Genomic DNA, 18,041 nt, shown 5'->3' with positions numbered 1-18,041 from the left:
CGCGCGGGCCGGACGGTGGTTTCGCCTGCGTTTCTGCCGAACCGATTTGCCCGTGTGCCCCGATGCCATGCGAATACTACCCCGTTTGCCCGGCAGCGCGCGCGGCGCTGTCCTTGTCATCACGGGCTAGCAAGAGATGGTAAACAGAGAGATAATGACGCGCATTGACGGCCCAGTCGTGACGGGTGCGCACATGATCGACCGCGCGGGTCTTGATCGCCTCCCAATCCGCGTGGGTATCGAGCAGCCGGGCGAGGGCTGCGGCGCAGGCAGCGGGATCGTCGGGGGCAAACAGCGTGCCCGTCACCCCGTCCTCGATCAGCTCGCGGTGCCCGCCGACCGATGAGGCCGCCACCAGTCGCCGCTGGGCCATGGCTTCCAATGGCTTCAGCGGCGTGACCAGATCGGTGAGGCGCTGGGCCTTCCTCGGATAGGCGAGCACATCGACCAGCGAGTAATAGCGCTCCACCGCGGTGTGCGGCACACGGCCGGTAAAGATGACCGCTTGCGGATCGGGCAGCGCGGCGGCGGCGGCGCGCCAGGCCTCGTCCATCGGTCCTGCCCCCACCAGCAGCAGCCGCGCATCGGAGTGCGCGGCGCGCAGCAAGGGCATGGCGGCGATCAGATCGTCGACCCCCTCATAGGCATAGAAGCTGCCGATATAGCCGATCACCGGAGCGCCGGGCGCGATCCCCAGCTGTGCCGCGAGCGCCTCGTCGCGCGGCGGCGGATCGCCGAACAGCGCAAGGTCGACCCCGTTGGGCATGACATTGATACGGCCCGCCGGAATGCCGCGCGCGGCCAGATCGTCCTTGAGGCCATGGCAGATCGTGAACAGCGCGTCCGCGCCGCGCGCCACGCGCGTTTCGAGCGCGCGGGTCAGCCGGTATTTGAGATTGCCCTGGGTGCCCGAAAGGTTGCCGACGGCGGCATCCTCCCAGAAGGCGCGGATCTCGTAGACAAAGGGCACACCCAGCGCGCGCGCCGCCCGCTCGGCAGCGGCGCCGCACAGGGCGGGCGAATGGGCGTGGATGATGTCGGGGCGCCATTCATCGGCAAGGTGGATGATCGCCGCGGTCAGCGCCTCGATCTCGCCCAGTTCGCGCAACGGCGGCGGGCCCGACGGGGTGCCGGGGGTGCGGTGGAAGGTCAGCCCGTCGGCTTCCTCGCATCGAGAGGTCACCGCGGCCTCGAGATTGTGCCGTTGCCCGGTGATCCCGCGCACTTCCAGCCCGTGGCCCTCCTGAGCCTTCAGGATCGCGCGGGTGCGGAAGGTGTAACCGCTGTGGAGCGGCAGCGAATGGTCGAGGACGTGGAGGACGCGGGTCATGGCCCGGCTGTCTATCGCAGGCGTGCTTAACGCGCCGTCAACTGGCTGCCTGTAAGGCTCTCCCATGCCTGCGCTTCGGACCCTGCCCGCAAGATGATCGACACCATCGCCCTTGCCCTCGGCCATGGCCTGCTCGCCATCGCGATGATGCGGCTGGTGATGCGCGAGGCGCTGGATGTCGATCCGCTGCTGGGCGACATCAAGTCCGAGACCGAAGGCAACCGCAAGGCCGCGAGCGTTTCGGGCCGCAACGAGGCGCGCCGCGCGCGCCGGGCCGCCAGCGAGGCCGGAGAGGACGGGGCGTGAAGGACCTGTTCTTCCTCACCTTCATCGCCTACGTCCTGCTGCTCGGCCTCAGGCGCCCGTTCCTGTGGGTGCTGCTCTACATCTATATCGACATCCTCTCGCCGCAGCGCATCGGCTATTCGATCATCACCTCCCTGCCGCTGTCGCTGATCGCCTTTGCCGCGGCCTTCGGCGGATGGCTGGCACTGGACCGCAAGGAGGGCGCGCGCTTCACCTTGCGGCAGGGGCTGATGCTGGGGCTGCTGCTCTATTGCTGGTGGACCACCGGCAATGCCGATTTCCCGCTCGATGCGCAGACCAAGTGGGACTGGGTGTGGAAGGCGCTGCTGTTTGCGATCTTCCTCCCCCTCACCCTCACCACCCGCGCGCGGATCGAGGGGCTGGCCATTTCGCTGGTGCTGAGCGTGGCGATGATCGTGATCGCCACCGGATTGAAGGTGGTGACCGGCGGGGGCGGCTATGGCGAATTGAACTTCTTCGTCGACGACAATTCGGGGATCTACGAAAGCTCGACCCTCGCCACGGTCGCGATCGGGCTGATCCCGCTGCTGTGGTGGCTGGTGCGCCACGGCACGGTCTTCCCGCGCCACTGGACGGTGACGATCTTTGCCGCCGCGCTGACCTTTTCCAGCCTGCTCGTGCCGATCGGCACCGAGGCACGCACGGGCCTGCTGTGCATCGCCGCGCTGGCCGTGCTGCTGTTGCGCTATTCCAAGCGGCGCATCCTGTTCATCGCCGGTGCGGGCGTGCTCGGCCTGGCCGCGCTGCCGTTCCTGCCGCAATCCTACTACCAGCGCATGGCGACCATCGCCGAGCCGGGCGGCGACGAGAGCGCCTCGACCCGCGTGGCGGTGTGGGAATGGACGCTCCACTATGTCGAGACCAAGCCGCTGGGCGGCGGGTTCGATGCCTACCGGTCGAACAAGTTCACCTATGTCATGCCGGTCCGGAAGACCGACGGGAACACCACCACGGTCACCTACGAGGAAGTCGAGGACAAGGCCCGCGCCTACCACTCCTCGGTCTTCGAGATGCTCGGCGAACAGGGCTGGCCGGGGCTTCTCACCTGGGCGCTGCTGCACCTGCTCGGCCTGTGGCAGATGGAACGCATCCAGCGCCGCTGGAAGAAGGAGGAGGACGAGACGACCCGCTGGATCGCGCCGCTCGCCTCGGCGCTGCAAATGGGGGCGGTGATCTACCTGGTCGGCGCGCTGTTCCAGGGGATCGCCTACCAGCCGGTGATGCTGATGCTGGTGGGGCTCCAGATCGCGCTCCACACCTATTGTCTGCGCATCGAGTCGGCGCGCGGATTGCTGGAACGCAGCGCCACCCGCAGGGCTGCGGTCGCCGGCCAGATGCGCGGTGCCGTAGCGGCATAGCTGATAGCGTTGCGCTCCCTTGTGTGTTGCGCCATGAAGCCGGGCGCATCAGCAGCGCGGCGGGCACGGGATCCCGCCCGCATGACAAGAGGAGGAGCCCCATGAACCCCCAGGATTTGGCCGCCAAGGTCGGCGAAGTGATCGGCACCAGCGAATGGGCCGAGATGAGCCAGGAACGCATCAACCAGTTCGCCGAGGCGACCGGAGATCACCAGTTCATCCACGTCAATGAAGAGATGGCGAAGATGACCCCGTTCGGCGGGACCATCGCGCATGGCTTTCTGACGCTTTCGATGATCCCCTATCTCGGCGCCCAAGGCGGCGCGCCGCGCATCGACGGGGTGAAGATGGGCGTCAATTACGGCGGCAACAAGACCCGCTTCATCGCCCCCGTGCGCGCCGGCAAGCGCATCCGCGGCGTCTGGAAGCTCACCGAAATGGTCGAGAAGCGCCCCGGCCAGTGGCAACAGACCTGCGAGATCACGATCGAGATCGAAGGCGAGGAAAAGCCCGCGCTGATCTGCGAATGGATCACGCAATACTTCGTGTGAGGCAGCGGGCCATGCCCGGCCCTGCCCACCCCTGACAGCATGAGGCTCCCGCCCGCGCGCGGGAGCCGCCCCCCAGAGCAAGGATACCCCCATCATGGCCCGTGACGCCGTTATCGTCTCCACCGCCCGCACCCCCATCGGTCGCGCCTACAAGGGCGCCTTCAACGCCACCCCCGGGCCGACCCTCGGCGCGCTCAGCCTCGCCCCCGCGATCGAACGCGCCGGGATCGAGGCCGGCGAGATCGACGATGTGCTGTGGGGCACCGTCCTCACGCAAGGGACCCAGGCCGGCAACATCGCCCGTCAGGTCGCGCTGCGCGCCGGCTGCCCGGTGGGCGTCAGCGGCCAGACCATCGACCGCCAGTGCTCCTCGGGCCTGATGGCGATTTCGACCGCCGCCAAGCAGATCATCGTCGACAACATGGATATCGTCGTCGGCGGCGGGCAGGATTCGATTTCGCTGGTGCAGACCCCCGAGATGCGCGTTGCGCCCGACCGCTCGCTGATCGCGATGCACAATGACGTTTACATGCCGATGCTCGGCACCGCCGAGACCGTCGCCAAGCGCTACAACATCAGCCGCGAGCGCCAAGACGAATACGCCTACCAGTCGCAGATGCGCACCGCCGCCGCGCAGGCCGAGGGGCGGCTCGATGCGGAAATCGTCCCCGTCACCGTCACCATGAACGTGACCGACAAGGAGACCAAGGAAGTCTCGCAGAAGGAGATCACCTTCTCCAAGGACGAGGGCAACCGTCCCGAGACCACCCTTGAAGGCCTCCAGAGCCTCAACCCGGTGATGGGCCCGGGCATGAACATCACCGCGGGCAATGCCTCGCAGCTGTCGGACGGTTCCTCGGCGAGCGTGCTGATGGAAGCCAAGCTCGCCGAACAGCGGGGCTTGCAGCCGCTCGGCCGCTATGTCGGCATGGCGGTGGCGGGCACCGAGCCCGACGAGATGGGCATCGGCCCGGTCTTCGCGATCCCCAAGCTCCTGAAGCAGACCGGCCTCAAGATGGACGACATCGGGCTGTGGGAACTGAACGAGGCTTTCGCGGTGCAGGTGCTCTACTGCCGCGACCAGCTCGGCATCAATAACGACATTCTCAACGTCAGCGGCGGCTCAATCTCGATCGGCCACCCCTACGGCATGACCGGCGCGCGCTGCACCGGCCACGCGCTGATCGAAGGCAAGCGTCGCGGCGCCAAGTATGTCGTCGTCACCATGTGCATCGGCGGCGGCATGGGCGCGGCCGGTCTCTTCGAGGTCTTCTAAGCGTTTTCAAGCCGGGTGGCACAGCCGGCGGCTCGGAAAACGCGACAACAAAAGAGCGCACGGAACAATTCTGCCGCGTCGGCGCTAGCGCCTGTCCCGTTCAAAGGAGACAGGCATGGCGACCGACGCGGAAATCCGTTCGAAATTCTGGAAGGCGCTCAAAAGCGACAGGACGATGTTCCTGGGCCTTGCCGAGGGCGAGGACGGCCACGCCCGTCCGATGACCACGCAGCTCGATGATGCGCTCTACGACAGCGGCGAATATTTCGGGCCGCTGTGGTTCTTCACCGCCACCGACAACGCGCTCTACCGCATGATCCAGCAGGCCGAACTGGCCGGCGGGCAGCCGCGCGCGATGGCGCATTTCGCCTCGAAGGGCCACGACGTGTGCGCAACCCTCCACGGCACGCTTTCGACGACCCGCGAGCGCGCCATCATCGACCGGCTCTGGAACCGCTTTGTCGCGGCATGGTACGAAGGCAAGGACGATCCGAAAATCGCCCTCGTCCGCCTCGATGCGGAAGACGCCGAAATCTGGATCGACGCGTCCTCGATCGTCGCCGGGATCAAGATGCTGGTCGGGATCGATCCCAAAACGGACTACAAGGACAAGGTCGCCGAGGTGCGGCTCTAGCGGGGCGCAGGGCGGGCGTCAGGCGCCGCCCACCCACCATGCGACGAAGCTGACATAGGACGGCCACACCGTCATCCCGCGTTGTGCGCCAGCGGTGGCAAGCCCCGGATCGTGCCAGTCCTCGCGGTCGACGGCGTAGACCTTGCGGTCCTTGACCCACAGCACATACCACAGGCCCTGCGGGTCCATGTAGTCGGCGCGCTCCTCGCTCTGGGCGATGGCGACAAGATCGGGGTGGAGCCCGAAATCCTGCCGCATCGCATCGTTCCAGCCCTTGAGGGTCACGAAGCTCGCCACCGGATCGCACAAGCTCAGGTGCGAGCGGCGGGTCAGCACGTTGTCCATGCGGTAGGCGCGCATCAGGCCGAGCGCGGCCGGATCGCGGACCCAGCCCAGCTCCTTCATTGCGCCCGCGACCTTGCCCGCTTGCTTGGCCGGGCGCGCGGCGGGGAAGGAATTGCCCTCGTCATCGGTCTGCTGGCCGAGGTGATGGTCGAGATAGCGCCGCGCGTCCTGCGCATCGGCGATGATGCCGGTGTCGGCGGCAGGTGCGGGCAGCGGGGCGGCGGCCACGGCGATGTAGCGATCCGGTTCGCGCGTGGTTTCGGGGGTGGAATCGTAGGGCAGCGTATGCGGCCAGGAGTGGCGGTAGCACCCTTCCCACCCGATGCGCTTGAGCACGGCAGCGAACAGCGCGTCGATGATCAGGTCATTGTCGTCATAGCCGTTGAACCAGCCCCGCTCGAAGGTCTTGCCCGCCTTGGACTTCCACAGCGCCTCGTGCGCCGCCAGCAGCGCGGCCCCGCTCGCGAACTCCCCCGTCAACGCGCGGCGGTAGAACTGCGCCTCGGCAACCTGGAACTTGGGCCAGCGGTTCCTGACCGTGCTGTCCTCCCAGTCCTGCCAGCGCGCCATGTCGAGCGGGGCGTCGCCGGTCATGGCATCGAGCAGGATCGGCTTGAACGAGGGGTAGAGATCGCGCTCCTCGCGCGGGCGGCGGGGGACCTGCGCGACCGGGCGATCCAGCAGGAGCCCGGCGATCCGCGCATCGGCTTCGTCGGAATATTCCATCGGCCAGACGGGGCCCCGCTGGTCGCAATAGGCGATCATGCGCTCGTGACTGTCCAGTGCCTTGCCCAGATAATGCCGGGCTGTGGCGGTATCCCCCTGGCCCCAGTAGAGGCCCGCAAGGTCGAAACAATGCCGCACATGGCCGGCGAGGTTCGTCGTCGCCATCTGTGCATCGCCCGCGGCAATTTGCTGTTCGATCAGGCCACGCAGGTCAATCCCGCCCCAGGTTTCGACCTTGCCCTCGGCCCAATCGTGATAGAGGTCGGTGAGATAGGCGATCCGGCTCTTGGGCTCAGGTGCCTTGCCCCCTCGCAGCTTGCCGAAAATCTTCCTGAACATCAGCACCCCCAAGGGGCGTGATGGCCCCGCGCCGGCCTGTTTGCAGGCGGCGCGGGACCATGACAAGGTTTAGCGCAGCGAGACCACGTTGTCGGTCGCCTCGCGCACGCGGGTACCGTTGAACAGGCTCATCATCGGCTCGTCCTGCACGGTCACGACCCGGGCATTGCCATAGCCGTTGAAGCCGGTCTTCATCGCCGCGCCGTAAGCGCCGAGCATGCCGATCTCGACATAGTCGCCCGCCTGGATATCGGCGGGGAGCTTGAAGGGGCCCTTCATGTAATCGGCATCGTCGCAGGTCGGCCCGTAGAAGGCGAAGTCCTCGTCATCCTCGATGAGGTCGTCCTCGAGCGCGCGCACCGGGAAGCGCCACGCGACATGGGCGGCATCGTAGAGCGCGCCATAGGCGCCGTCATTGATGTAGAGCTCCTCGCCGCGGCGCTTGTTGACCTGCACGATCATCGAGGAATACTCGGCCGAAAGCGCGCGGCCGGGTTCGCACCACAGCTCGGCGTTGTAGGCGATCGGCAGGCTTTCGAAGTGCTTGGCGATGATCGCGAAGTAATCTTCCATCGGCGGCGGCTCGAGCCCGGGATAGGCGCTCGGGAAGCCCCCGCCGACATCGATCATGTCGATCACCACCGAGGCCTCGGCAATCGCCGCACGGGTGCGATCCAATGCCTGGACGAAGGCGAAGGGCGTCATCGCCTGGCTGCCGACGTGGAAGCACACCCCCAGCCAGTCACAATGCTGGCGGGCCTGCTGGAGCAGCTGGGGCGCTTCGATGAGGTCGCAGCCGAACTTGCTGGCAAGGCTGAGCTCCGAATACTCGCTCGACACGCGCAGGCGCACGCACAGCCTGAGGTCGCGCGGCGCCTCGCCGTCATCGCCGCGGCAGGCGTCGATGATCTTCTCCAGCTCCTCGAAGGTGTCGAGGCTGAAGGTGCGCACGCCGTGCTCGAAATAGGCCTCGCGGATCGCCGCCGGGGTCTTCACCGGATGCATGAAGCACAGCACGGCTTGCGGAAGAATGCTCCGCACCAGCCGCACCTCGGTGATCGAGGCGACATCGAAGTGGGTGACACCCGCGCTCCACAGCACCTCGATGAGATCGGGCGCAGGGTTGGCCTTGACCGCATAGAGCACCTTGCCCGGAAACTTCTCGACGAAGAAACGGGCGGCGCGCCGCGCGGCATGCGGGCGGTTGAGGATGACGGGTTCGTCCGGACGGAGGTCGCGGACTACAGCCAGTGCGTCAGGATAGATGTGCAACTCAAGGGACCCCCAAAACGGCTCTGTTGAACCATAAAACGACAAGCTGCCTTGCGGTTTGGAAGTCCCCTTGGGGCAGCGGAAGCGCGCAGATAGGGCTTGGGGGGGGAAATGCAAACGAAAAATGCACCCCGCCCGGGTGAAATGTTACTTTTTGAAGACACTAACTGGAAAGCGACCGGAATGTGACGGGAAACCCGCAGCTTTCCGCCATTCCGGAGCCGGTTCAGAAGGCGATGCGGGGGGCCTGATCGACCGTTCCCTGCGCGCTCGCGTCGAGGCGGTGGAAATCGGCCTCGGCGAATCCGAGCGGGCCTGCAAACAGCACCGCCGGAAAGGATTCGCGCGCGGCATTGAAGCGCGCGGCAGCGGCGTTGAGGGCGCGGCGCGCAGCGGCAAGCTTGTCCTCGACATCGGCAAGTTCGCCCTGGAGCGACTGGAAGTTCGCGCTCGCCTTGAGGTCGGGATAGGCCTCGCCCAGCGCCAGCAGATTGCCGAGCGCGCTCTTCAATTGCTGCTCCCCGCCCGAGGACGGCGTGCCGCTGGCGGCGGCATTGCGCGCGGCGATCACGGCTTCGAGCGTCGCTGCTTCATGGGCCGCATAGCCCTTCACCGTCTCGACCAGATTGGGGATCAGATCGTGCCGCTGGCGCTGCTGCGCATCGATATCGGCGACCCCCTGCCGCACCGCTTGCCGGAGGCCGACGAGACGGTTGTAGATGCCGATCAGCACCAGCACCAAAACGACCGCGATCACCAGGATCGCCGAGGTCCAGAACCAGCCGATAATGTCGATCACGCGCAAGCCCTCCTTGAATTGTGACGCCTCCTTAGCGCATATTCCTTAAGGGAGCGGTGCAAACCGGCAAAAAATGGCAGGACGCGTGGGATCGGATATCAACGCCCTGATGCAGGGCGGGCTGGCGGATTGGCTCGCCGGCCAGAACGACATGCGCGAAGGCGCGAAGAAGCAGGCGACGAATCGCTGGGTGTGGGGCGCGGCTATCCTCATGCCGGTGCTGGCCTTCGTCTGGTTCAGCCCCCTGCCCGCACAGCTTTCGGGCATTCTCACCCTCGCCGGGGTCGGCGGCGCATGGTGGTGGGGCTACCTGCCGATCGTCGCCGCCAAGAAGACCATCAAGACCGGCATCAACGCCGCCATCGCGGCAGGCTATGGCCTCACCTACAGCCCCGATGTCGAACCCGGGGCAGAATTCGAGGCGGCGCGCACCTACGGGCTGCTGCCCGGCTTCGAACGCTCGGGCTTCGAGGATCGCTGGCACGGCACGCTCGAAGGGCACGATTTCGAGCTCTATGAATGCCACCTCGAGGAACAGCGCGGTTCGGGCAAGAACCGGCGCTGGGTGACGGTGTTCCGGGGCCCGGTCATCCGCATGGCATTCGGCCGCAAGTTCCATTCCACGACGCTGCTCGAACGCGCCGGCAAGCACAGGAAGTGGCTGGGGCTTGGCGGGGCGAGCGACCACGTGAGCTTCGATGGCCACCGCCTCGACCGGGTCGATCAGGTCCACCCCGCTTTCGGCCAGAGCTTCGCGCTCTATTCCGACGATCAGGTCGAGGCGCGCGTGCTGGTCCACCCGACCTATGTCGAGCATCTGCTGCGGCTCGAAAGCGCCTTCGAGGCGCGCGAGATGCGCGCGCTGTTCAGCCGCGGCGAGGTGATCATCGCCATCGAGGCGGGCGACCTGTTCGAAAGCGGCGGGATGGATGCGTCAAAGGACCGCGAGAACGCGGCGCGCGCGGCCCGCCAGTTCGGCGCGCTGACCGGCCTTGCGCTGGCGATCAACCAGAACGAGCGCGGGCGGGTGCTGCACGACCGGCCCGAGGTCTCCGACGATCTCTAGGGCGGGCTATTCCTCACCGGCGGCAAGCGCATAGGCATCGCCGACGCTGCCGAGCAGCACGTTCACGTTCTCGCGGATATTGGCCATCGTCACCCCGTGATCGAGCACGTGGTAGCGGGTGAAGACCAGCGACTTGGCCGCGAAATCGGCGGTGACGCTGATCGCGGCCTGCCCGGCATTGGTTTTGGCGAGGGTCTCGTAGGTGGTGCCCGGCGGCAGATCGAAGCGCGCCTGGATCATCACCCCCTGACAGCCCGGCACCCCGCCGACCGCGCAGGCGGTGCCGAACAGGAGGTAGACGACCCCCTCCCCGGTCTCGGCGGCGATGAAGGTCTCGCCCTCCTTGCCTCTTTGCGTGATCTTGTGGCCGAGCGAGGCGGCGATCGCGGCAAGATCGGCCTGGTTGACCGCCATCACCACGCGCGCAGCGTCAAAATCCTGCGCTGCGGCGGGCGCGGCGAACGCGAGTGCACCGGCGGTCGCCGCTGCGGCCAGAAGCCTTGTCATCATCACCTTGCCCCCACCCGGCGGGTCAGCTCAGCCGGTCACGAAAATCGGCGTAGTCGAAGCGCTTGATGCAGTCGAGCGCGTCGGTCTCGGAGTCCCACATCCAGATCGACGGCAGGGCGACACCGTTGAAGGTGTTGGTCTTGACCATCGAATAATGCGCCTGGTCGAGGAAGGCGAAGCGCGCGCCCGGTTCTGCCGCGACCGGCAGGCGGTAGTCGCCGATGACATCGCCCGCAAGGCACGAGGGGCCGCCGAGACGGATCGGGATCATTGCCTCGTCCGTCAGTTCGCCCAGCATCGCCGGGCGATAGGGCGCTTCGAGCACATCGGGCATGTGGCAGGTTGCCGAGATATCGGTGATCCCGACCGGCACCGCGTTGAAATGGGTATCGAGCAGCGTGCCCACCAGAATGCCGGCATCGAGCGCGACCGCCTCGCCCGGTTCGAGGATGATCTGGCAGCCGGTGTCGGCGGCCGCATCCTTGAGGAATTCGACCAGCTCCTCGCGCTGGTAATCGGCGCGGGTGATGTGGTGGCCGCCGCCCATGTTGATCCACTTCAACTGGTCGAAATAGGGCTCGATCACGTCGAACACCCGGTCCCAGGTGGCCTTCAAGGGCTCGAAATCCTGTTCGCACAGGTTGTGGAAGTGGATGCCCTCCACCCCTTCCATGTGCTCTTCGGTGAGCTGGTCGAGCGGGAAGCCGAGCCGCGATCCGGGCGCGCTGGGGTCATACTTGGCGACCTCGCCGGTCGCCACCTGCGGGTTGATCCTGAGGCCCACGCTGACCGGCGCGCCATTGGCCGCGGCCTGATCGAGGATCAGCCGCGCGCGTGCAAGCTGGTAGGGCGAATTGAAGATCACGTGGTCGGAGAGCCGGCAGATCTCCTCCAGCTCCTCGGGCTTGAAGGCGGCCGAATAGGTCGCGATCTCGCCGTCGTAGAACTCCGATGCGAGCCGCGCTTCCCACAGACCCGAGGTGGAGACCCCGTCGAGATATTCGCCGATGATGGGCGCGGCCGACCACATCGAGAAGGCCTTGAGCGCGGCGAACACCCTGATGTCCCCGCCGTCCGCCGCAGCCGCATCGCGCACCGCTGCCAGAACGCGGCAATTGTCCCGCAGCTTGGCGGCGTCCACCACGAAGGCGGGGCTGTCGACCCGCGACAGATCGAAATGGGCAAAGGCGCCCGGATCACCGGCTTTGGTCTGCATTGGTCCTGTTCACATGAGCGGGGAGAGAGAGGCGCACCACGCGGCCGCCGGCCACATCGGTGACGTAGATATGCCCGTCCGGCCCGATCGCAATGTCATGGCCGAGGCTCGCGTCCTCGCCGGGAAGGCCGATGTCGTAGGAAGCCTCGGTGGTGCCGTCTGCGGCATAGACGCGCAGGATCGCACCGTTGCGGTCGGCCCCGTCACGCCCTTCGACCGCGAGCAGCCGTCCGCCACCTAGAGGCTTCAGGCCGTAGGTGTGGTTTCCCGCGAGCGAGGGCCAGCTGGCGAGCAGCTTGTCGGCATGGTCGAAGATCTGGATGCGCGCATTCTCGCGGTCGGCGACGTAGATGTGCGCCTCGTCCACCGCGACCGCGTGGGCGACCTTGAAGTCGCCCCAGTCGCGGATGAAGGTGCCGTCGGGCGCGAAGGCGGCAACGCGGGTGTTCACATAGCCATCGGCGACCAGCACGCGGCCGGGCAGGAAGGCGACATCGGCGGGCCGGCCGAAATGGCCCGCGTCCTGCCTTGTCACGCCGCGCTCGCCCAGCGTCAGTTCGAGCGCGCCCTCGGGCGAGAAGCGCATCACCTGCTCGCGCGCCACATCGGTGATCCAGACCTTGCCGGCGGGGTCGATCGAGATGCCATGCGGCATGACGAACAGCCCCGCCCCCCATTGCGCCAGCAGCTTGCCATCGGGCGAGAACTTGAAGACCGCGGGCTCGGGGATCGGCTCTTTCGGGAAGGGCTCGGCCCACTTGCGCCCGGCGCGGTGGAGCACCCAGACATTGCCCGCAGCGTCCACATCGACCGCGCTGACTTCGCCGAACTTCGCGCCCGCCGGGATGGTGGGCCAGCCGGCGTCGACCGCAAGCCTCGGCACCTCCTCGCGCGGAGGGAGGGCAGCGTCGCAGGCGGAGAGGGCGAAGAGCAGCCCCGGGCCGATGGCAAGCATGGCAGCATTGGCGTACTTGGTTTCCATCAGCAGCATGGTGCCTTTTCGTTTCGCGCAGAGGCGCAGAGGACTACTGCGGGCGGTAATCGTTCACGACCCGGCGGATGCCATCTCTCATTGTCTCTTGAGAAAATATCAGAAGCAGCCCTACGGGCTGTTTAAGCAATCGCAGATAGGTCAGCAGCTGCTTTGCGTGGGCCTTGTTCAGCTGATCGGTTGCCTTGAGCTCGAGAACGAGGCGTTGGTCAACGAGGATGTCGACCCGAAATGCCGGGTCGAAAATTTGTCCATCGAAGATCAATGGCACCGGAAACTGCCGCGCAATCTCAAATCCTCTCGCCTCAAGCCGTCCTGCAAGGACGGTTTCATAGCCATTCTCGAACAAGCCGGGCCCCAACTCAGGATGGATGGCGATAGCCTCATCGACGACAGCAGCGGAGATACGATCAATATCCAACTGCAAACCCCCTCTGCGCCTCTGCGTGGAACCCTTTCCTTCTGTCAGAACTCCACCGGACCGGCCATCTCCTCGACCGTCCACGGCAACCCGTGTTCGTTGAGCATCGCCATGAAGGGATCGGGATCAAGCTGTTCGATGTTGAACACGCCCCCTTCTCCATTGGCACCCTGCCAGTGGCCCTGCACCATCATCGCCGCGCCGATCATCGCAGGCACGCCCGTGGTGTAGCTCACCGCCTGGTTGCCGGTCTCCTCGTAGGCCGCCTCGTGCGAGCAGATGTTCTTGATGTAGAACGTCTTCTCGCCGCTGCCGTCCAGCGCCTCGCCGGTCGCGATCACGCCGATATTGGTGTTGCCCTTGGTCGTCTCGCCCAGCGTCTCGGGCTTGGGGAGCACCGCGGCGAGGAATTGCAGGGGGATGATGTCCTTGCCCTGATAGCGCACCGGCTCGATCGAGGTCATGCCGACGTTCTGGAGCACGGTGAGGTGGGTGATGTACTGGTCGCCGAAGGTCATCCAGAAGCGCGCGCGTTCAAGCTCGGGGACGAACTTGGCGAGGCTTTCCAGCTCCTCGTGATACATCAGGTACATGTTCTTGGGGCCGACGGCTTCGAAGTCGAACGCCACCTTGTTGGCCATCGCCGGGGTCTCGACCCACGCGCCGCCTTCCCAGTGACGCGCGGGCGCGGTCACTTCGCGGATGTTGATTTCGGGGTTGAAGTTGGTCGCGAAATGCTGGCCGTGGTCGCCGCCGTTGCAGTCCAGAATATCGAGCTGGCGGATGGTCTTGAGCTTGTGCTTCTTGAGCCACATGGTGAAGACCGATGTGACGCCCGGATCGAAGCCCGAACCCAGCAGCGCCATCAGGCCAGCATCCCGGTAGCGGTCGTGATAGGCCCACTGCCAGTGATATTCGAACTTGGCTTCGTCCTTGGGCTCGTAATTGGCGGTGTCGAGGTAATCCACGCCCGCCTCGAGGCAGGCGTCCATGATCGGCAGGTCCTGATAGGGCAGCGCGAGATTGACCACCAGGCCGGCGCCCGTCTTGCGGATCAGGTTGACCATCGCGGGCACTTCCTCGGCGTCGATCTCGTAGGTGGCGATCTCGCGCCCGCATCGCTCCTTCACCGAGGCGGCGATGGCATCGCACTTGGCCCTGGTGCGGCTGGCGAGATGGATTTCGGGGAAGATCTCGGCGTTGAACGCCATCTTGTGGACACACACCGAGCTGACGCCGCCCGCACCGATGACGAGGACAGTCTTGGATTTGGCTGCGGACATGACGGGAACCTTTCGTGAAGCGATGCGAATCTTGCGCGGGCCTTAGTGCATTGCTCCGAAAAGTGGGAAACGGTTTTCGGACCAAAGCAATGCGGCAACCACCAACGCAATGCGTAGAAGGGGACAAATGATCCGCATTTCCTACTGGCGCGCGATTTGCCATAGAGGCGCAATGACACGTGCCGCGCCGCTCCGCCTGCCCAGCCCGCCCCGCATCCGCCGTTTGCGGGGGGCTTTTGCGGGGGAACTTTTCCGCTCCAGGACAGTGTCTCATGTGTCTCCTACAGGCCGGCGGCAAGCGCCGTGACGGACCGGATCCCCACCCGCGAGGGCGTGATCGCCGCTGCCGAGTCGGTGGCGGGCATCCTGCCGCCCACCCCGCTGCTGCCGGTCACCATCGGCGCCGTGCAGGCATGGGTGAAGGCCGAGGTGCTGCAACCGATCGGCTCGTTCAAGATCAGGGGCGCGTGGTGGCGGCTCTCCAACCTCACCGCCAATGAGCGCAGCGGCGGCGTGGTCGCGGTGTCCTCGGGCAACCACGCGCAAGGCGTCGCATGGAGCGCGCGGCGGCTGGGGGTGAAGGCGGCGATCGTGATGCCGCACGATGCGCCGGCGGTGAAGCTCGCCAACACCCGCGCGCTGGGCGCCGAGGTGGTGCTCTACCAGCGCCCGGGGGAAGACCGCGATGCGGTTGCCGCACGGCTGATCGCCGGGCGCGGCGGCACGCTGGTCCATGCCTTCGGCGATCCGTGGGTGATCGAGGGCCAGGGCAGCGCCGCGATCGAGATCGCCAGCCAGCTCGGCCGCGCGCCTTCGCGGATCGTGGCGTGCTGCGGCGGCGGGGGGCTGACCGCAGGGCTGGCGCTGGGCGCGCCCGGCAGCGCGGTGTACCCCGTCGAGCCGGTCGGCTGGGACATGGTCGGGCAGGCAATGGCAAAGGGCGAGCTGGTCCACGCCGCGGCCGATGCGCCCCGGACGATCTGCGATGCCTTGCAGCCCAACGTCACCAAGCCGCTCAACCTGGCCCTCCTCATGGGCCGCGCCGAGCCCGGCGTCACAGTCACCGATGACGAGGTGCGCGCCGCGCAACGCTTCGCCTTCGCGAGCCTGCGCCTGGTGGTCGAGCCGGGCGGCGCGGCGGCGCTCGCGGCGGCGCTGGCGGGCAAGGTGCCGGTGGATGCGGACACCGTCATCATGCTCACCGGCGGCAACGCCGATCCGGCCGCCTATGCCGCCACCATCGCCGGCACCCCATAAGGCTGTGGAAACCGTCACATTGACGAAACGCTAGCCGAATACGACAAGAGCTTGACGTAACGTAAGGACCCCCTCCCCCCATGGCTACTCAGGCAAAGCGGATCATCGAAGACGCGGTGATCCGCAAGGATGCAAAGGTCGGCGACAAGCTGCTCGACAAGGCTTTCGCCCTCGCGTTCAAGGGGCTGGTCTATGCCCAGATCTGGGAAGACCCGGTGGTCGACATGGAGGGCCTCGACATCCAGCCCGACAGCCGCGTGATGTGCATTGCGAGCGGCTGCTGCAACGCGCTGTCCTACCTCACCGCCAATCCCGAAAGCGTCACCGCGGTCGATCTCAACCGCGCGCATGTCGCCCTCGGCAAGCTCAAGATCGCCGCGATCGCGAACCTGCCCAATTACGAGCGCTTCCACCGCTTCTTCGCCCACGCCGACCACAAGGAGAACGCGGCGGTCTACAAGACGATGATCGCGCCGCATCTCGATGCCGAAAGCCGCGCCTATTGGGAAAAGCGCGACATCCGCGGGCGCAAGCGCATCAGCTACTTCACGCGCGGCATCTACCGGCAGGGATTGCTGGGCAACTTCATCGGCCTGGCGCACGTCTTTGCCAAGCTCTACAAGATCGACCTGGCCAGGATCCTGGAGGCCGAGACGCTCGAGGAGCAGCGCGACGTGTTCGAGCGCGAGCTGGCGCCGGTGTTCGAGAAGCGCTTCATCCGCTGGCTGACCGACCAGCCCGCCTCGCTGTTCGGCCTCGGCATTCCGCCCGCGCAGTTCGAGCACCTTGCAGGCGATGAACGCATGGCCGAGGTGCTGCGCCGCCGGCTCGAGAAGCTCGCCTGCGACTTCGAGGTCAAGGACAACTACTTCGCCTGGCAGGCCTTCGGGCGCGGCTACAACCGCTCGGAAAGCGCGGCGCTGCCGCCCTATCTCCAGCGCGCCAACTGGGAGGCGATGCGCGAGCGGATCGGCCGGCTCGAGGTCACCCGCGCCAATATGGTCGACTGGATCGGCGCGCGCGAGGAGGCGAGCATGGACCGCTTCGTGCTGCTCGATGCGCAGGACTGGATGAACAACCAGCAGCTCGACGGCCTGTGGACCCGCATCACCCGCGCCAGCCGCCCCGGCGCGCGCGTGCTGTTCCGCACCGCTGCCGAGCCCAGCCTGCTGACCGGCCGGCTGGACGATGCGATCCTTGGCAAGTGGCGCTATCTCGAGGAACTCTCCGCCGATCTCACCCGCCGCGATCGCTCGTCGATCTATGGCGGCGTCCATGTCTACGAGCTGGCGTGATGGCCCCTGAGACCCTTGGTGCTCCCCGCCCCACCCACGCCGCGCTGATGGACGAGGTCTATCGCGGGCAGCGGCACATCTATGATCTGACGCGCAAGTACTACCTGTTCGGGCGCGACACGCTGATCGCGGGGCTCGATGCGCGGCCCGGGATGCGGGTGCTCGAAGTCGCCTGCGGCACGGGGCGCAACCTTGCCAAGGTGGAGCGGGCGTGGCCCGGGGTGCGGTTGTTCGGCCTCGACATCTCGGCCGAGATGCTCAAGAGCGCGCGCGCGGCGCTGGGCGGGGACGCGCGGCTCGGCGAAGGCGATGCCTGCGCCTTCGATCCTGCAAGCCTGCTGGGCGAGCCTGCCTTCGAGCGCATCGTGCTGTCCTATTCGCTCTCGATGATCCCCGACTGGCAGGGCGCGCTCGCCCATGCGGCGGGGCAGCTGGCGCCCGGCGGCGCGCTTCACGTGGTCGATTTCGGCGATCTGGCGGGGCTGCCGGGACCGTTCCGGCGGGGCCTCAGGGCATGGCTCGCCAAGTTCCATGTGACCCCGCGCGCCGATCTGCCCGCAGTTGCCGCGCAGATCGCGGCGAGCCGCGGACTGGCGCTGGAAAGCCGGCGCGGGCCGCTCGGCTATTACCAGCTCCATGTGCTGACGGCGGGCTAGAGCGCGCGCGGCTGCGGCGAGGGTCCAGTAACGGCACATCCCGCCAAGCGTCGCGGCAATCGCGGCGAAGCGCGGGAGGCCGTCGGGGTGGCCCTTGCGACAGCCGCGCAGGGGTGACGCAACGCGGTGCTTGGCGAACAGCCCGCCCGCGCCGAAGCAGATGTCGGCCAGCGGCGTGCGGCTGGCGGGACCGCCGAAGCGTTCGACACGGCAGACCGGCGCGCGGGCCACCGGCACCCGCGCGCAGCGGGCACGCAGGACATAGTCGGCAAGCTCGCCCCATCGCAGCGGGCCGCCCGGGCCGAAGCGCGGATCGAAGCGGCTGACGTGACCCCCAGCTTTCCCCCAGCTTGGATTAGAGTCTGGCGGTTGTTTTGCGCATCGGCGCG

19 protein-coding genes are annotated in these 18,041 nt (G+C 66.7%); 10 read left to right on the top strand and 9 right to left on the bottom strand.

Annotated elements, in window-relative coordinates; translation table 11 throughout:
• Positions 1-76 precede the first annotated feature (76 nt).
• Positions 77-1,330, bottom strand: a complete 1,254-nt coding sequence (locus tag D620_RS15400; protein WP_017666331.1) for a TIGR04063 family PEP-CTERM/XrtA system glycosyltransferase — start codon at positions 1,328-1,330, stop codon at positions 77-79.
• A 93-nt stretch (positions 1,331-1,423) separates the two neighbouring features.
• Between D620_RS15400 and D620_RS0113390 the strand changes: the two genes are divergently transcribed.
• From D620_RS0113390 to D620_RS0113370, 5 genes are all read left to right on the top strand, one after another.
• Entirely contained in the window at positions 1,424-1,636 is a 213-nt protein-coding gene (locus D620_RS0113390) for a hypothetical protein (protein WP_017666330.1), read from the top strand.
• The gene (locus D620_RS0113385) at positions 1,633-3,015 is read left to right on the top strand and encodes a DUF5935 domain-containing protein (RefSeq protein WP_017666329.1); all 1,383 of its coding nucleotides are present in this window, start codon (positions 1,633-1,635) and stop codon (positions 3,013-3,015) included. The genes D620_RS0113390 and D620_RS0113385 overlap by 4 nt, the downstream gene beginning before the upstream one ends.
• Positions 3,016-3,116: 101 nt before the next feature.
• Positions 3,117-3,566, top strand: coding sequence for a MaoC family dehydratase (locus D620_RS0113380; RefSeq protein WP_017666328.1), 450 nt, complete (start codon positions 3,117-3,119; stop codon positions 3,564-3,566).
• Between the two features lie 94 nt (positions 3,567-3,660).
• On the top strand, positions 3,661-4,842 hold the full coding sequence (locus D620_RS0113375; RefSeq protein WP_017666327.1) for an acetyl-CoA C-acyltransferase: 1,182 nt from the start codon (positions 3,661-3,663) through the stop codon (positions 4,840-4,842).
• A gap of 115 nt (positions 4,843-4,957) precedes the next feature.
• Entirely contained in the window at positions 4,958-5,476 is a 519-nt protein-coding gene (locus tag D620_RS0113370) for a pyridoxamine 5'-phosphate oxidase family protein (RefSeq protein WP_017666326.1), read from the top strand.
• A gap of 18 nt (positions 5,477-5,494) precedes the next feature.
• Here the strand turns inward: D620_RS0113370 and D620_RS0113365 are convergent, their stop codons facing one another.
• The 3 genes from D620_RS0113365 to D620_RS0113355 form a co-directional block, all read right to left on the bottom strand.
• Positions 5,495-6,886, bottom strand: a complete 1,392-nt coding sequence (locus tag D620_RS0113365; RefSeq protein ID WP_155800176.1) for a hypothetical protein — start codon at positions 6,884-6,886, stop codon at positions 5,495-5,497.
• A gap of 69 nt (positions 6,887-6,955) precedes the next feature.
• A complete protein-coding gene (locus tag D620_RS0113360) occupies positions 6,956-8,158 on the bottom strand; it encodes a type III PLP-dependent enzyme (protein ID WP_017666324.1) in 1,203 nt (400 codons plus the stop codon).
• Positions 8,159-8,384: 226 nt separating this feature from the next.
• A complete protein-coding gene (locus tag D620_RS0113355; protein ID WP_017666323.1) occupies positions 8,385-8,957 on the bottom strand; it encodes a LemA family protein in 573 nt (190 codons plus the stop codon).
• 73 nt (positions 8,958-9,030) lie between these two features.
• Between D620_RS0113355 and D620_RS0113350 the strand changes: the two genes are divergently transcribed.
• Positions 9,031-10,023 (top strand): DUF3137 domain-containing protein, encoded by a 993-nt coding sequence (locus tag D620_RS0113350; protein ID WP_017666322.1) that lies wholly within the window; start codon positions 9,031-9,033, stop codon positions 10,021-10,023.
• Between the two features lie 6 nt (positions 10,024-10,029).
• Here the strand turns inward: D620_RS0113350 and D620_RS0113345 are convergent, their stop codons facing one another.
• The 5 genes from D620_RS0113345 to D620_RS0113325 are packed head-to-tail and all read right to left on the bottom strand — an operon-like array spanning position 10,030 to position 14,444.
• Positions 10,030-10,533 carry a hypothetical protein gene (locus D620_RS0113345; protein WP_017666321.1) on the bottom strand — a complete coding sequence of 168 codons (504 nt, stop codon included), beginning with the start codon at positions 10,531-10,533 and terminating at the stop codon, positions 10,030-10,032.
• A gap of 22 nt (positions 10,534-10,555) precedes the next feature.
• Positions 10,556-11,749: a carboxynorspermidine decarboxylase gene (locus D620_RS0113340; RefSeq protein ID WP_017666320.1), complete on the bottom strand. Its 1,194-nt coding sequence runs from the start codon at positions 11,747-11,749 to the stop codon at positions 10,556-10,558.
• On the bottom strand, positions 11,730-12,731 hold the full coding sequence (locus D620_RS0113335; RefSeq protein ID WP_233992081.1) for a peptidyl-alpha-hydroxyglycine alpha-amidating lyase family protein: 1,002 nt from the start codon (positions 12,729-12,731) through the stop codon (positions 11,730-11,732). Before D620_RS0113335 ends, D620_RS0113340 begins: the two co-directional genes overlap by 20 nt.
• A 43-nt stretch (positions 12,732-12,774) precedes the next feature.
• Complete coding sequence (locus D620_RS0113330) at positions 12,775-13,161, bottom strand: GxxExxY protein (protein ID WP_017666318.1); 387 nt, start codon at positions 13,159-13,161, stop codon at positions 12,775-12,777.
• A 44-nt stretch (positions 13,162-13,205) separates the two neighbouring features.
• A complete protein-coding gene (locus D620_RS0113325; protein WP_017666317.1) occupies positions 13,206-14,444 on the bottom strand; it encodes a saccharopine dehydrogenase family protein in 1,239 nt (412 codons plus the stop codon).
• A 303-nt stretch (positions 14,445-14,747) separates the two neighbouring features.
• On the opposite strand from D620_RS0113325, the gene D620_RS15395 reads away from it, so the two are divergent.
• The 4 genes from D620_RS15395 to D620_RS16850 form a co-directional block, all read left to right on the top strand.
• Positions 14,748-15,701 (top strand): threonine ammonia-lyase, encoded by a 954-nt coding sequence (locus tag D620_RS15395; RefSeq protein WP_017666316.1) that lies wholly within the window; start codon positions 14,748-14,750, stop codon positions 15,699-15,701.
• An 80-nt stretch (positions 15,702-15,781) separates the two neighbouring features.
• Positions 15,782-16,996 carry a DUF3419 family protein gene (locus D620_RS0113305; RefSeq protein WP_017666315.1) on the top strand — a complete coding sequence of 405 codons (1,215 nt, stop codon included), beginning with the start codon at positions 15,782-15,784 and terminating at the stop codon, positions 16,994-16,996.
• Positions 16,996-17,652 (top strand): class I SAM-dependent methyltransferase, encoded by a 657-nt coding sequence (locus tag D620_RS0113300; protein ID WP_026092207.1) that lies wholly within the window; start codon positions 16,996-16,998, stop codon positions 17,650-17,652. The genes D620_RS0113305 and D620_RS0113300 overlap by 1 nt, the downstream gene beginning before the upstream one ends.
• A gap of 126 nt (positions 17,653-17,778) precedes the next feature.
• Positions 17,779-18,041, top strand: a 263-nt coding sequence (locus D620_RS16850) for a hypothetical protein (RefSeq protein WP_233992080.1), incomplete at its 3' end; no start/stop codon positions are given.

Origin of the sequence: Porphyrobacter sp. AAP82 (genome assembly GCF_000331285.1) — a bacterium.
In the GTDB taxonomy this organism is placed as follows: Bacteria; Pseudomonadota; Alphaproteobacteria; order Sphingomonadales; family Sphingomonadaceae; genus Erythrobacter.
This window is presented reverse-complemented; position numbering and strand designations above follow the sequence as displayed.

Bases quoted from the DNA above. Each gene is read 5' to 3' on its own strand.
- D620_RS15400 (WP_017666331.1), bottom strand. From the start codon at position 1,330: ATGACCCGCGTCCTCCACGTCCTCGACCATTCGCTGCCGCTCCACAGC.
- D620_RS0113390 (WP_017666330.1), top strand. From the start codon at position 1,424: ATGATCGACACCATCGCCCTTGCCCTCGGCCATGGCCTGCTCGCCATC.
- D620_RS0113380 (WP_017666328.1), top strand. From the start codon at position 3,117: ATGAACCCCCAGGATTTGGCCGCCAAGGTCGGCGAAGTGATCGGCACC.
- D620_RS0113375 (WP_017666327.1), top strand. From the start codon at position 3,661: ATGGCCCGTGACGCCGTTATCGTCTCCACCGCCCGCACCCCCATCGGT.
- D620_RS0113370 (WP_017666326.1), top strand. From the start codon at position 4,958: ATGGCGACCGACGCGGAAATCCGTTCGAAATTCTGGAAGGCGCTCAAA.
- D620_RS0113365 (WP_155800176.1), bottom strand. From the start codon at position 6,886: ATGTTCAGGAAGATTTTCGGCAAGCTGCGAGGGGGCAAGGCACCTGAG.
- D620_RS0113350 (WP_017666322.1), top strand. From the start codon at position 9,031: ATGGCAGGACGCGTGGGATCGGATATCAACGCCCTGATGCAGGGCGGG.
- D620_RS0113345 (WP_017666321.1), bottom strand. From the start codon at position 10,533: ATGATGACAAGGCTTCTGGCCGCAGCGGCGACCGCCGGTGCACTCGCG.
- D620_RS0113340 (WP_017666320.1), bottom strand. From the start codon at position 11,749: ATGCAGACCAAAGCCGGTGATCCGGGCGCCTTTGCCCATTTCGATCTG.
- D620_RS0113335 (WP_233992081.1), bottom strand. From the start codon at position 12,731: ATGGAAACCAAGTACGCCAATGCTGCCATGCTTGCCATCGGCCCGGGG.
- D620_RS0113325 (WP_017666317.1), bottom strand. From the start codon at position 14,444: ATGTCCGCAGCCAAATCCAAGACTGTCCTCGTCATCGGTGCGGGCGGC.
- D620_RS0113305 (WP_017666315.1), top strand. From the start codon at position 15,782: ATGGCTACTCAGGCAAAGCGGATCATCGAAGACGCGGTGATCCGCAAG.
- D620_RS0113300 (WP_026092207.1), top strand. From the start codon at position 16,996: ATGGCCCCTGAGACCCTTGGTGCTCCCCGCCCCACCCACGCCGCGCTG.